Origin of the sequence: Nitrosomonas oligotropha, assembly GCF_900106555.1 — a bacterium.
Lineage (GTDB): Bacteria > Pseudomonadota > Gammaproteobacteria > Burkholderiales > Nitrosomonadaceae > Nitrosomonas > Nitrosomonas oligotropha_A.
The window spans coordinates 51,060-65,562 of record NZ_FNOE01000009.1 but is presented as its reverse complement, the minus strand read 5'-3'; the positions used below and the strand labels follow the sequence as shown (position 1 = coordinate 65,562).

The window sequence follows — 14,503 nt, the reverse complement described above, 5'->3', positions numbered from 1 at the left end:
GGAAAAATACCGGCGATGATGGAAAGCGACGCAAACGCAGTCACTTTGGAAAAGGAAATCGCCTGGTTTAAGACGGTGCTGGCGGCGCGCTGTGATATTTATTTTTGCCGGGAAGGCGCTGTTGAGGATATCCGCACGTTATCGCCGCCGGATATTGCCGCGGAGCAATCCGAATATGCGCAGCTGGTGCGGGAATACGCTATGGGATTCGATGAGCGGCTGGTGGTCATTCTGGCGTTGCTGCCGCACATACAACCGCATGTGCTGGATACTTTTCTGCTCAACAACCAGGAAACCGCGCGTGGATTTACCGAGTTCGGCGGATGGAAAGGCAAGGGGCATAGCGGATTTTTGCCCACCTGCGAAACGGCTGTTTTCATTCTGGCGGGAGACAATCTGGCAAAACGTTTCGAAGCGATGCGTTTGTTTCAGCCTGATCACTACTTGTCCAAACAGCAAATTCTCAAGGTGGAGCACAGCGCAAGCGGCGAGCCTTTTTTGAGCGCCATGCTGATGATGATGGTCGAGTATTTGAACCGGTTGACGCTGGGGCGTCATGATAAGCCGGATTATGGTACCAACTTTCCGGCGAAATTGATTACGACTTCGCTGACTTGGGATGATTTGGTGCTCGATCCGGAAGTGATGGATGAGATCGACAATATCAACACCTGGCTGCGGCATTCGCACACCATTTTGCAGCAATGGAATCTGGGCAGAAATATCAAACCGGGTTACCGCGCGTTATTTTATGGCCCTCCCGGCACGGGAAAAACGTTGACGGCGACGCTGATCGGATCGAGCATCGGCGTCGATGTGTACCGCATCGATCTGTCGATGGTGGTATCCAAATATATCGGCGAGACCGAAAAAAATCTGGCGAATGTGTTTGATCAGGCGGTGAACAAGAACTGGATTCTTTTTTTCGATGAAGCGGATGCGTTATTCGGTAAACGAACGCAAACCAGCAGTTCGAATGACCGCTACGCGAACCAGGAAGTATCGTATTTATTGCAGCGCGTTGAGGATTATCCCGGTGTGGTGATTCTGGCGACCAATTTGAAAACCAACATCGACGAAGCCTTTGCCCGGCGTTTCCAGACCTCGGTGCATTTTGCGATGCCGGACGCTGACCAGCGTTTAAGATTGTGGCAAGGCATGTTTGCCAGCAGCCGCTTGCTTGCGGCGGATGCCGATTTGGCAAAGCTGGCGGAGAGCTATGAGCTTTCAGGCGGCGCTATTACCAATGCGGTGCGCTACGCTGCCATTCAGGCGATACGGATGAAGCGCGATGTGATTATTCAGGATGATCTGATCAAAGGCGTGATAAAAGAATTGCTAAAAGAAGGCCGAACACTGTGAGTATGCGATGAAAAAATATTTCCTTTGCTGGATGGTATGCGTTTTTTTAAGCTGCTGCGTTTCCGCTGCGCTGGCAGTGGACGCGCAGTACGATCGCTTGCTCGATCAAGAAAAATTCAAACGATTGGATAAATCCACTGTCAGTGGCATGCAGCGGAATCTGGCGTTGATTTATCAAGGAGATCGCGATTGGAAAAAGGATGTTGCGCAAAGCAAACAACCGCTGACGGATGGGAAAATGGGGCCGGTCACGTTGTATTGGCTGCAACGGTTTATCCACGATTTCAAGATTGAGCCGGTCGGCCAATATGTCAATGAAACCAGAAGCCGTCTGGAACGTATCGCATCTTTCGCGAATATGTTTCCGGAAGAGGCAAAAGTGCTGATCAGCGCTGATTTTGCGCTGTGGAATGACGATCAGCCGGAAGCGCAGAAAAATAGTTATTACAAGGTGCGGCGCAGCGGAACCGATCAAGCATTGCTGGATCTTGTGTACCTTTATCTGCAAGTGATCGATCCACAAATGGAATCGATCACGATCCATAAGAACCAACCGATGATCAATTTCTATCAGCTGGCGGCGGAAGATTTCAAAATACTGCAAGGTAAAGGCCAGATCTATGTGCAATTGTCCAAGCTGGTCAATAAGAAATTCGATAACGTAGCGGCTTTGCAAGCGGCCATCGCGGAGGTGCTTAAGGATTATCCCGATCTGGTGGATAAATTGACGCCGGTGATCCAGCAATATTACCGCTATGCCGATGCTGCCATCAGTCAGAATTTTCTCGATGTGCTGATGGGCGATGCTTTATTTACTTCGCTCAATGGTGTTCTCGCTGCATTATTGGATAAGTCATTAAAAGGTGTAGCCTATCCTGATAAACACCTGTTTGAGCAAGCGGCAAAGTCGAAAATCTATGCGGGTATTGGCGCCTGCCAGGATGTAAGTAAACAGAATGCCTATGTGTCCGGGTTAAAAATCAGCGATGATAACTTTAAAAAATTGACCGAGGACTTGCTAACCGGCCCCTATCAGGGAATGCGCGATTTTTCCCAACAGTTGAAGGAAATTGATTTATTGCGCTTGCATCCCAAAGAGGATTGCGAAGATCACGATTTGGCATTGATTGATGAATTTGTCACCGGTCTGTATGAGCAGGTGGTACAGCCCGCCATCGCACCACTATATAAGAAAAGTCCGGTTTATCGCGCGGCATCGCCCGTTCAATGGGATGGTAGCGGCTGCGGTTGCGTGCTGGATAATTTGTCCGGCACGGTGTACGGTTTTTACCCATTTTGGCTGGCTGGAGAGAAGCAAACGGTTAATTTCAGCGTATTGTCCAGAGTTGCTTATTATGGGCTTTCGTTTGATGAAGACGGCATCATCAAGCACGCGAATAATATACATAACGAAAGCACGATTTTATCGCTCGGTGATGCGGGCCGGGATGCGCAGACCGCATTTATTCAGGCTGCCCGCAAACACAACAGCAAAGTCGATTGGGTCATCCGCAATGATAAATCCTACTGGGAGCGCTGGAAGAAACTGTCCAATCCATCCAAAGCAGCGGTTTTTGAAACGTTGACGGAAAACATCGTGAATCTGCTCACCAGCCAATTAACCGATCGTTTCAGCACAATACGGCAGAATATAACCTTCGGCATGATTCCGCCGCCCGCGCTGGGCGATGGCATTACGCTGTATTTTGATGGTTTCCCGGATGATCGCGAATCCGTTGAGTTGTTCAACCGCTTTTTTACCGAACTGCAGAAAAGATTGTTTGCGCAGAGAGGTGACTATTTTGTCAATATCCTGGTGCCGCAATCCGCGCTCGGTAGCGGTGTTTACCGCTATGCCAATTTATTTGCCTGGGTTGATAATACCAAGCCTTCCAGCAGCGCGGATACATCGTTTGCAACCAATGCGCGTTCTGACGTGAAAACCAAGATTCTGATTCTGATTGAGGAGCCGACCACGGATTCCAAAAAGAAATTGCGGCTGGATATCGAAAATGGCGAACTGCATGGTATCGAACGCGGCATCTTGCTTAGACATATTGTTCCGGTCATCGAATTCGATGGCAGGGATTGGAAACAATTGGAAGACGATATTGTGTATTTTAAAGATAACTTCGGCGGAATCGGGTTCTGGCCTTTATGGACCAACGAGCCGGAGGTCGTTGCGGAAATGCCGTTCCGCTGCGATGAAATTAATTTTGTTAGCGGCTGCCTGGTGCGATATTTTCAAAATACCACCTGGCATGGTGAACCGGAATCGATGCTGGAAAAAATGGTCTGCGAAAATCGCGTGTACTTCCGGTTAGCATTAGGTGCGCTGATCTTCTTATGTTTGTTATTCACCATCCTGTATTTATATTCATGCCGCATTCATAAAAAGATCAGTAACTTTTATGTGATTTATCTGCTGGTTATTCTGCTGCCCACAGTGATAGTCGCATTGCTGTTGTTAACCTATGATCCTCTGCTGGAGCCGGTTTCTGCGGGTAATTTGCCGTTGATCCTGGTGGTTTCCGGCGGTATTGCAGTCAGTATCATTGCTTATCAGCGGCGGAAAAAACAAATGCGCAAGCCATCGCGGCCGAGAATCAGCGATTAGACCGGGTAATGATTTCATGCGCAGAAAATTGGGGTTTAAAAGGAAATGACTACAATGGACCTTTTTGAAAAAGCGACAGTCATGCATTACCACCGTCATCGTATTGCCGAATTTCAACACGGCACGGTCGAATCACTGGGATGGCGCGGTGCGCATAGCCAGCAAATCCGCTACCAAGTGCTGGCCAAAGTGGGTAACTTGAGCGGTAAGACGATACTCGATGCCGGGTGCGGGTATGGCGACTTAAAAGCATTTCTGGACCAGCATTTTTCCGGTTTCGATTATATCGGCATCGATCAAATGCCGGAGTTTATCGCCGAAGCGCGGAAGCGCTACGAAGGCATCGAACGGACAACTTTTTATCAAACGGACTTCAGTACCGCCGAGTTACCGCAGGTCGATTATGTCATCGCCAGCGGTGTATTGGGATACCGCTGTAAAGATGATAGTTTTTATACCGCCATGATCGGCAAACTGTATAACAGCGCCAGAATCGCGTTGGCTTTCAACATGCTGGATAAAAGCCATTTCCCGCAGCATGACTTACTGATCGGACATGACCGGGAAGAAATCCTGACGCTTTGCCGGGTACTGTCGCCCCGAGTAGAATGCTTCAATGATTATTTGGAAGATGATTTTACGGTGTTGATGTATCGGGATGAGGTTGATGGTCAGTTGCCGGTGTAAAATTGGAAGTAATATCCCATAACGCGGAGGAAAGCATGAAACAATCAGTTTCAACTGGATCGGAACAACAGCAAACAAGACAGTTCCAGCCTAATGCTAATGGGATGCATGCAGGAAACTCATCGGATTTTGTCGATAACCGACCGGAGACTATCGCACTAAGGCAGTTAAAAGATACCATTCGTTCCAATCCAAAAACAATTGCTCAACGCAATAGGACGGAACAATTTCATAATATGTCGCGAGGGAAATTGAATGCGCTGCAGCGTATCAAAGAAGAAAAGCCGCTTCAGGGTAAGTTCGCAACTGCCCAGCACCGCGAGTTAGGGATCATCAACGCTAGAACCGTGCAACGGAAGGAACAAGAAGCCGAAAAACCATTGCCAGGATCAGTCGTGCCAAGCCAAGAGCTAGGCAGTACGGCAGTCAATGCAACCGACAATGCCGGGAAAGCGCTGCCACCAAAGCCCGCACAAGCGCCCCCGACGCCTAAATCCGGCACCTTGCCGACCGACCCTGCAGCGGCTGCGGAAATAGAACAACGGGCACTTGAGGTGGAGGCCGCTGTGCAGGCTTTGATGAAACAATCCGCCGACACGCTAAGCCTACAACAGGGCTTGTCCACGCTGGCCGAAGCCTACCGCTTGAAAGACATCCGGTTGAAAGGTGTCGGACATGCCAAGCCAAAGGTCGTCTTTGAGATCAATCCGACTTACGAGGTTGCATACGATTCCGGTTCTTCAATTGGTTATCGCATGCTTGGTAGCGGCACAGGAGAAGCCACTCAAACCAATGCCTTGTTTAAAACTGGCAGCATAACATTAGGTACAGCCTCGGCTACGGTAGGTCGGGAAATGATCGCCAACCCGCTGTCGCAAGACCATCAACCAGGATCTGATTCCAACAAGGACTCCGATCAAGACAGTTTGATGAAACAGCTTGCCAATAGCGGAAACACCGGTGTTCCGAATCATTCTAAATACATCAAGGGGCACTTGTTAAACCATGATGTGGGCGGCCCCGGCAATGCCATCAATCTATATCCAATCACTGCCGACGCCAATGACAAGCACTTGAAGTTTGTCGAGAAATGGGTCAAGTCTAGCGTACAGGCAGGCTATGTCTGCTACTATCATGTTAAGGTGGATGGTGAAAGCATCTCGCATTTGCCAAGTGGCAAATACCAAGTGGATTCCAACTTCAATTTCGACTTTTTTCGCTACAGCATAGATGGAAACCCTGTTCCAGGTTCCCGCCATCAAGGCAGCATCCAATCCCGCTATCTGGCCTATGGGGAAAAGCCTTATGGAATCGCAGAAGAATTCGGAAAATCAGGCAGCCCTGAAGCCAGCAAGTTGGATGAAGGCAAAGGGACGCCGAAGGCGGCGCCATTGGGCGGTGAGCAAACTAAAATTGTATCGGGTTACAAGCTGCAACATCCGGCCGGTAAGGGATTCATCACCGGTGGGGCTTCTGGCAAACCTTTGCCAGCAGTATATGGCGGTTCGGGAACCTTGGGCTTTAGTGGTATCACCTTGGCTCATAGTCCTGACAGTGGAGAGGCAAACGTACTTGAATCCTTCACGAGCGATACTGTGGTGCAACCCATAGGCTCGCCAGTCAAGCGAAAAAAGTCTTGGCAGCAAGTCAGGATTTATCTGTCGCAGGATAAAAAAATCCCGCCTGGAACCGTCGGTTGGATGAGTAGCAAGGCATTAAAGAAAGGGATACCGTTCTCTTCTTCGGTGCAGTGGCTGCGGCCTATCAATTTATCAGACAGCATTGGTGGGATTAATTCTGGCGCTATATATACTTTCTTTGGCGGCGCCGGTGTGACTCTAACCGGGAATGAATACGGTAGTTGGGTGCAAGTGAGCGTGATTCATTCGCTTGACGATAAGCTGTCAAAAGGCATTGTGGCGTGGATGAAAGCCGCCTGGTTGGAATAAATCTGCCTGTTGGACAAACGGGGAGGGGGGCTGGATCATTGCATGGCGATTCCATAATTTTCACGTGGAGCAATCCATGTGCTGGATTAAAGTGGATCTGGAAACGGATCCTTCTCAGGTGGACTATGGCTCTACTAAAAGAAGTGGTGTGGTGAAACTTGCATCCAATGGCAGACAGGCACAACATCTCTCGATTGCTGAATGGCTAGTGATTGCTAAGCACCTCGGAGCCTGGAAATGGCATCGGAATATGGTATGGTATTCAGGATTTGATTGCAGCAAATGTGAATTGGAGTTCAATAGCTTTGTTGTAAAGCTTTAGTGCGAGTAAAATACTTAGTGATGATCTATAGCAAGTGGCTTCAACTAGCGAGCCAGATTGTATTCACCTGTCAGTCAAAGATTGAAAGTGGCATAAGATAAACGGAGGGTAGTATGAAACGATTATCATCGATTGAGTCAGAGCGGCAACAAACGCGCAATCCTACTGCCGTGGCAATTATATCATCCGTTCAGCAAGCTTTTGCGGACAATCGTGAATCGACTGCAAATCAGCGGCAATTGATGACTACTATGGTCAATTCTCCCCAAGCTATCGCGCAAAGAAAAATCAGTCAGCTGATACACAATAGCTCGCGCATGCTGGCACAACGCAAAATGCTTTCCGGTGAATCCGTGCAGCGCGTCGAGGAAGACAAGTCGCTGCAGAAGAAATCCGAACCGATTCAACGGATCGAGGAAGAAGAATTACAGAAAAAGGCAGCCACGGATTCTCCCGCGCAATTGAAAGAGCAATCCTCCGCCCAAACGAACAATACTGCGAACAACACCGGCCTGCCGGATAACCTTAAATCCGGCATAGAGAACCTATCCGGTATGTCGATGGATTCCGTCCGGGTACATTACAACTCATCGCAACCAGCGCAACTCAACGCGCTTGCCTATGCGCAAGGAACCGATATCTATGTCGCACCGGGGCAGGAGCAGCATTTGCCGCATGAAGCCTGGCATGTGGTGCAGCAGGCGCAAGGCCGCGTGCAGCCGACGATGCAGATGAAGGAAGGTGTTCCCATCAATGATGATCGTGGCTTAGAGCACGAAGCGGATGTGATGGGTGCGAAGGCATTAGGAAGCGCTGTTTAGCTTAAATAGGAATAAGCCGACGGGGCTGTGGCGTTAGATCCCGCTGGATTCCTCGGACTATCCACCGTGCCGCACATAGCTACTCCAAAGCAGTCTGCATGCGGCTATCCATCATCAATGCACGAAAATCAGTTTCCCAGCCTTTGAGTTTGTCGTGCGCATGTTGACGTTGTGCTGGCGTGGTGCTGTTGTGCATGCGTGCGATAAAGCCGCAGGTGTGTTCGGCCAATTTCAATTGGTATGCCCGATAGTCCGGATCGTCGGAACGGTGCGTGTGGGCAATCAGTTTCCGTAATGAGGCCGTGGCCAGTTCGGGTGCGGCGGATTCGGCGGCGAGCTGGCGCAGGGTTCGCAGGGTTTCTTGTTGCCGCCGCTGGCGTTCGGTCAACCATGCTTCCGGATTGAAAGGGGAAGCTTCAAGGCTGGCAACGATTAAGCGTCGTTGTGTTTTATCAATATCACCGTACAGATTCTCAACGCGTTTGACCGTCCGTTTGATGGCTGCGCGCAGCCGGTCTTCGGGATCGGGTTGCAGGAAATCCTCGCGCAGCTCCTCGTTACTCTTGGCGTAGCGTTTTTCGAGATGCCGCCACTGCGGTTCACCCAAACGCAGTGCCACCGGTGTGCCGAGATGCGCGGCGTGATCGAAAGCGGGCGCGACGATCGTTTGCAATTCATCGGACCAGCTACAGACTTGCTCGGGTGTCAGCGGGCCGTCGACCCGGCTGCGTATCGCGGCTAGCCAATCCGCGTATTCCGGCAACTGGTTGGCGCGGTGCCAGCCAAACCATTGGTGAATGGCGTGCTTGGCGTGCGGCGCTTGTTCCCGGCTGAAATCGACATAACCATCGAGCCACCACCACACCATTTGCGGCCCATTATCATAGCCAAGTCTCAGCATGCTGCAACCGCTCAACAGCAACAGCAAGGCGATCAGCGCGATTCGTGCGAGTGATTTGCGTAAGGTGTGCAGCATCATGACAGGTGTCCATTCAACGTTAAGCAGAAGGGAATTTTACCGCAATCGCGTCCATCTTTTTTGACGTAACGTGTGATTCCGAATCGCTAGGATTTTCGCACCTTTGGCGATAACATTGCGGGACTTCATTTTGGATGCATTGCAAATGCGTACTTCGCAAATTTTCTACATTCATGACCCCATGTGCAGCTGGTGCTACGCCTTCAGCCAAAGCTGGGCTGCGTTGCAGCAGGCATTGCCGCGCGATATGGACATTGTTTACCTCGTTGGCGGTCTGGCGCCGGATACCACGGAACCGATGCCGCCCGCGACGCAGAAAATGGTTCAACAAGCCTGGCAACGCATCGAGCAAACCGTTCCCGGCGTCCGCTTCAATTGGGACTTCTGGTCACGCAATACACCGATCCGCTCAACGTATCCGGCTTGCCGGGCCGTTCTGGCGGCTAAAAAGCAACGCACTGAAGCTGAGCCAGAAATGATCCGCGCCATTCAAACCGCCTATTATCAACAAGCGAAGAATCCATCGCTGCCGGAAACCTTGCAAGCATGCGCCCGTGAGATTGGTTTGGATGCGGAAACCTTTAGCAAAGACCTGAAAAGTCTGGCGATAGAAAATGAATTACAGCAGCAAATTCAGCAGGCAAGAAGTATGGATGTTTATTCCTATCCGTCTTTGCGATTGGTGCATAACAATGCTGTGTTTCCGGTTGCGGTCGATTATTTGGATTATCGAACCATGCTGGATGAGATAAAAGCAATCGAATCTGAAGTGCCTCACACCTGATAATACAGTTTTAGAAATTGTTCTCCATTCAATCTGACATTGATTGAATGGAATCGATTCTTCGCAGTGATTTCCACCAACGTAATGTTCACCAATCGGATTGGGGTGAAGAGACTCTTTGTGTGAATATTGATTTAGATCAAAATCAATTTTTCCGTATGCTATCTATCTTTGTAAGATAATTGACATTAATAATAAGAATTATCTTTCTAATTAATAAAATAAATATGACGTAAGATTAGCCCTAATCATTATAAATAAAGGGTAAAGGAATATGAGAGTAAACCTACCGGTTTCAAACACAGAATATCCTATAGGCGATGACACGCTGATTTTATCGACCACTGATACAAAAGGAAGAATAACATATGTAAATCCGACCTTTATTGAAGTGAGTGGATTTTCTGAAGATGAGTTAATCGGGAAAGCGCATAACATTGTAAGGCACCCTGACATGCCACCGGATGCATTTGCTGATTTGTGGAAAACTTTGCAGGCTGGTAAACCATGGACAGGTCTGGTTAAAAACCGCCGAAAAAATGGCGATTTTTACTGGGTACTGGGTAATGCTACTCCTCTAGTCGAAAATGGAACCATTGTCGGTTATCTGTCGATACGAACCAAACCATCTCGAGAGCTCATCGATAAAGCAGAGCCGATATACCGTCAGATTCTTGAGGGAAAAGCTAAGAATATCAAGATAGAAAATGGAAATATTGTTCGCACTGATTTTGTTGGAAAAGTTGCTTCTTTATTTCAAATGACTGTTGGAAAACGGATAGCGCTTTCTTTATCGCTGCCAACATTGTTGTTGGTCAGTGCTGCAATAGCTGGCTGGTGGAGCTTACACCAAGAATCCGGAGCAAGCTGGTCAAGCAATTTTATTGTAGTAACTGCTTTAGCAGGCATACTGTCAATGTGTTTGTCTGGATTTCTGATTTGGCGGAATACTCTCAAACCCTTAAATAAAGCGATTGAGATAGCCAATACACTTGCATCAGGGGATCTGCGAAGCAAATTTACAAATGAATTTTCGGATGAATTCGGAAAGTTGATCAAAGCGCTGGTTCAGATGAGTATTAATCTGAGGACCACGGTTTTAGATGTTCGCAATAGCGCTGAGGAAGTGCGCCAAGCATCGAGTGAAATAGCAAGCGGTAACCTTGATTTATCACAACGCACAGAAGAACAGGCTTCTTCGCTAGAGGAAACCGCATCCAGCATGGAAGAATTAACTTCCACAGTAAGGCAAAATGCTGATAATGCAAGACAAGCAGATCGGCTCTCAACCAGTGCGAGTGCAGTCGCAGGAAAAGGGGGACAAATGATGAAAGAAGTTGTTAATACCATGTCCTCGATCAGCGATAGCTCAAACAAAATCGCAAATATCATTAGCGTAATTGACGGTATTGCTTTTCAAACAAATATTCTTGCACTCAATGCGGCTGTAGAAGCAGCTCGAGCAGGAGAGCAAGGTCGAGGATTTGCTGTAGTGGCAACGGAAGTGCGAAACCTGGCGCAACGAAGCGCCGCAGCAGCAAGAGAAATAAAAACACTAATCGAAGATTCTGTTGGAAAAGTCCAGGATGGAGCCAAACTTGTAGAAGAAGCTGGGAAGACTATGGATGAAATAGTCGCCTCAGTGAAACAAGTGGCGGAGATAATGTCAGAAATTACAGCAGCTTCTCGGGAACAAAGCACCGGCATTGAACAGGTTAATCAAGCAGTGATTCAAATGGATGACGTTACACAGCAGAATGCTGCTTTGGTAGAAGAAGCGGCTGCATCGGCCGAATCATTAGAGCACCAAGCAAAAGATTTGGCCGGTGCAATTTCAATTTTCAAAGTGGGTCAACAATCTGTGACGAGAAAAGATTCACGAACTCGAATGTTATCTACTGCTATGACACTCCCTTCAGAAAAAAATAGTTTAACCTATATGAAAAGGAATCAGCATCAGTCAGCATGTAAAAAAACTGCTAATGGAAGAAATGAGGATTGGAGTGAATTTTAGTTTGGAAGCTATCAAAATAAATTTTAATGCTTAAGAGATCGCTGATTAATTTGCTACATAAAGAGTGTGCAGAGTGAAAAATGAAAGAAAAATTGGATTTTTATCTCTAATTTGATTCTCATTTTATTTCTGAAATATTTCTGGGCAATTAATCAGCGACTTAACCTTTTTGGAAGGACGCTAACCTGATGCATTTTAATTAATTCAAGTTATATTTCCATCCGAGAATTTCAGAGAGTTGTAATCCAAAAAGAATAATAATAAATAAAATCATGCTCCTGTTAAGAAAACTCCAAGTTTTTCCTCTTGCCATAAAAAAATTTCCGATGCATAGATGGGTGAGTATTGGTTCTATGTTGTTGCTAGCGCTGACATATGCCTTACTAGCTAAAATAATAATAGAAAATTTCGCTGCCCAGGGAAATTTTTCTCCAGTCTGGCCGCCAAGTGGATTGGCTTTGGCAGCTCTGCTCGTTGGTGGTCATAGATTTTGGCCCGGTATTGCGCTAGGAGTTTTTTTAGCCAACTATTTAGCAGGCAAGTCTATAGAATCAAATCTAGTTTTTGTCATTGGTAATACTGCTGAACCTCTTATTGCTATTTGGTTTCTTAGGCATAATTTTAAGTGTAAAAATATAAATTATGAAAGTATCATAAAACTTAAAAATTCTAGTGACTATTCATGGCTTGCCGTATCGGCCATCTTGTCGGTCTCGATTGGCACTATGCTATGTATCATAGGGCTATCATTAATTAACGAATTGAGCTCTCCAGTGCTAACTTTCAGCTTATTAGTCTGGTGGATAGCAAACTTGCTCGGGATAGCAATATTTACTCCCTTCTTTTTAATTTGGAAGAAACTTCCTAAAGGATGGTTTGAAGGTTATCGTGCGATTGAAGCTCTTGCTTTTATTGGCTTAACCATTTTGATTGGACAAATAGTCCATCTCGAATTGTTTTATCATGAACTGGGTTCTATCGCTCGAGGTTACTGGATCGTAGTTTGTGCAACATGGGGAGCTATCCGGTTTGGTCGTCATGGCATAACGCTGGTCCTCACTATTACATTTGTGCAAGCCATGATCGGAGCGGCAATCGGAATTGGTCTCTTTGGAAAAGATTTGCAAGAATCTGGATTAATCAATATGCAACTCGCATATCTTGTTGTATCAGTACTTGGTCTAATGCTTATGCTTACAATTTATGAATTAAGAAAATCTCAAGACGAAATGAGATTGGCATTACTTGTTTATCATAAAAGCAGTGAAGCAATGATGGTTACAGATGCGAATAAATGCATTATCAGTGTCAATCCAGCTTTTACTGAAGTCACTGGTTATCAATCTGCGGAAGTCATTGGAAAAACCCCAAGGATTCTAAGTGCGGGTCTTCATAGTAAAGAATTTTATCAGACTATGTGGCAGTCGATCGGTGCGACTGGCAAGTGGCAAGGTGAGATTCAAAATCGCCGCAAGAATGGCGAGTTATTTACGGAAGTGTTGAGTATCAATACTCTATATAACCTGGATGGGACTATTCAGGGATGGGTCGGCTTATTTAGTGATATTTCAGAAAGGAAGAAAAAAGAAGAATTAATTTGGAGACAAGCTAACTATGACCAGCTGACTGGATTACCAAATCGGCGAATGATATATGAACGATTAAATGAGGAGTTGAAGAAATGCCAGTATGAGAATAAGCAACTTGCGTTGATTCTTATCAATATTGATCGCTTTCGAGAGATAAACGATACCCTTGGTCATCATTATGGAGATTTGCTTCTTAAGGAAGTTTCTCAGAGATTGGCTACGTTTTCACAAGGAAAAGGAATGCTTGGGCGGTTAGGTAGCGATGAATTTGCCTTCATGCTTAGTAATCTGGACGGAACTAGCCTTGTGGGCTATTACGTTAATTCCATTTTAGAGCAGTTGGCAATCCCTTATCATTTAGAGAATGAAATAACCTATCTTACAGCCAGTATAGGAATTGCACTTTTTCCAACGGATGCAACTGATATAGCTACCATGCTCAAGTGTGCTAATCATGCGATGCATACTGCTAAACGTGAAGGAAGAAATTGCTTTCATTACTTCACAAACAGTATGCAAGAAACTGCCAATACACGAATGCGGCTCGCAAATGATTTGCGGCATGCCGTGAAAAATGGAGAATTACTAGTTCATTATCAACCAATCATAGATTTATCTACTGGTTACATTCAAAAAGCAGAAGCTCTTGTTCGCTGGCAACATCCCAAAAGCGGGATAATTAATCCAGACAAATTTATTCCAATTGCTGAGGAAACAGGTCTTATTGTAGAAATTGGCGATTGGATTTTTCACCAAGCGGCTACGCAGGTAAAATACTGCCGTGCAACTTACAATTCGAATTTTCAGATCAGTATCAATAAATCCCCTTTTCAATTTAAAGTAGATTCTAGTAGATGCCACTCGTGGTTCGAGCACTTAAAAAAACTTGGCCTGCCAGGGGAAAGTATAGTAGTTGAAATCACTGAGAGTTCTATGATGGAAGCAACGAATAACATATATGATTATTTATTGAAGCTTCGGGATAATGGTATGCAAGTTGCACTTGATGATTTTGGAACAGGGTACTCATCCTTAGCCTACCTCAAGAAATTTGATATTGATTACATCAAAATTGACAAGTCTTTTGTGCAAAGCCTTAGTTCTGACTCGGATGACTTAACTTTATGCGAAGCAATGGTTGTGATGGCTCATAAACTTAATTTAAGAGTCATTGCAGAGGGTATAGAAACATGGGATCAATTTGAGCTATTGAAAAGTATAGAGTGTGATTTTGGACAAGGCTATTTATTTTCAAAACCGATTCCTGCCAATGAACTTAATCAATTATTTGCTGAAAATACTGCTTTTATTCCACTCAAGAAATCGGTAGGTGAATAATTTTGTGTTAATTGTCATTTAGCAGGAAACTGCTTATATAT

At 46.2% G+C, this 14,503-nt stretch carries 10 protein-coding genes; 9 read left to right on the top strand and 1 reads right to left on the bottom strand.

The window, feature by feature from the left end:
- The first annotated feature begins 15 nt into the window (after nt 1–15).
- The 6 genes from BLU57_RS06845 to BLU57_RS06820 all read left to right on the top strand — a co-directional run bounded on the left by BLU57_RS06845 (nt 16) and on the right by BLU57_RS06820 (nt 7,758).
- On the top strand, nt 16–1,362 hold the full coding sequence (locus BLU57_RS06845) for an ATP-binding protein (RefSeq protein WP_090318252.1): 1,347 nt from the start codon (nt 16–18) through the stop codon (nt 1,360–1,362).
- A gap of 7 nt (nt 1,363–1,369) precedes the next feature.
- Nucleotides 1,370–3,979, top strand: coding sequence for a hypothetical protein (locus tag BLU57_RS16030; RefSeq protein ID WP_090318249.1), 2,610 nt, complete (start codon nt 1,370–1,372; stop codon nt 3,977–3,979).
- Between the two features lie 54 nt (nt 3,980–4,033).
- Complete coding sequence (locus BLU57_RS06835; RefSeq protein WP_176776387.1) at nt 4,034–4,666, top strand: class I SAM-dependent methyltransferase; 633 nt, start codon at nt 4,034–4,036, stop codon at nt 4,664–4,666.
- Nucleotides 4,667–4,902: 236 nt separating this feature from the next.
- A complete protein-coding gene (locus BLU57_RS06830) occupies nt 4,903–6,615 on the top strand; it encodes a hypothetical protein (protein ID WP_143026944.1) in 1,713 nt (570 codons plus the stop codon).
- A gap of 76 nt (nt 6,616–6,691) precedes the next feature.
- Nucleotides 6,692–6,937: a hypothetical protein gene (locus BLU57_RS06825; protein WP_090318241.1), complete on the top strand. Its 246-nt coding sequence runs from the start codon at nt 6,692–6,694 to the stop codon at nt 6,935–6,937.
- 113 nt (nt 6,938–7,050) lie between these two features.
- Nucleotides 7,051–7,758, top strand: coding sequence for an eCIS core domain-containing protein (locus tag BLU57_RS06820; protein WP_218131641.1), 708 nt, complete (start codon nt 7,051–7,053; stop codon nt 7,756–7,758).
- A gap of 79 nt (nt 7,759–7,837) precedes the next feature.
- Here the strand turns inward: BLU57_RS06820 and BLU57_RS06815 are convergent, their stop codons facing one another.
- Nucleotides 7,838–8,737 carry a DUF6279 family lipoprotein gene (locus BLU57_RS06815; protein ID WP_256206198.1) on the bottom strand — a complete coding sequence of 300 codons (900 nt, stop codon included), beginning with the start codon at nt 8,735–8,737 and terminating at the stop codon, nt 7,838–7,840.
- Nucleotides 8,738–8,882: 145 nt separating this feature from the next.
- Here BLU57_RS06815 and BLU57_RS06810 point away from each other — a divergent pair, with 145 nt between their 5' ends.
- The 3 genes from BLU57_RS06810 to BLU57_RS06800 all read left to right on the top strand — a co-directional run bounded on the left by BLU57_RS06810 (nt 8,883) and on the right by BLU57_RS06800 (nt 14,462).
- Nucleotides 8,883–9,521, top strand: coding sequence for a DsbA family protein (locus BLU57_RS06810; protein ID WP_090318357.1), 639 nt, complete (start codon nt 8,883–8,885; stop codon nt 9,519–9,521).
- Nucleotides 9,522–9,795: 274 nt separating this feature from the next.
- The gene (locus BLU57_RS06805; RefSeq protein ID WP_090318239.1) at nt 9,796–11,535 is read left to right on the top strand and encodes a methyl-accepting chemotaxis protein; all 1,740 of its coding nucleotides are present in this window, start codon (nt 9,796–9,798) and stop codon (nt 11,533–11,535) included.
- Between the two features lie 338 nt (nt 11,536–11,873).
- Nucleotides 11,874–14,462, top strand: a complete 2,589-nt coding sequence (locus BLU57_RS06800; protein ID WP_176776386.1) for a bifunctional diguanylate cyclase/phosphodiesterase — start codon at nt 11,874–11,876, stop codon at nt 14,460–14,462.
- Nucleotides 14,463–14,503 lie beyond the last annotated feature (41 nt).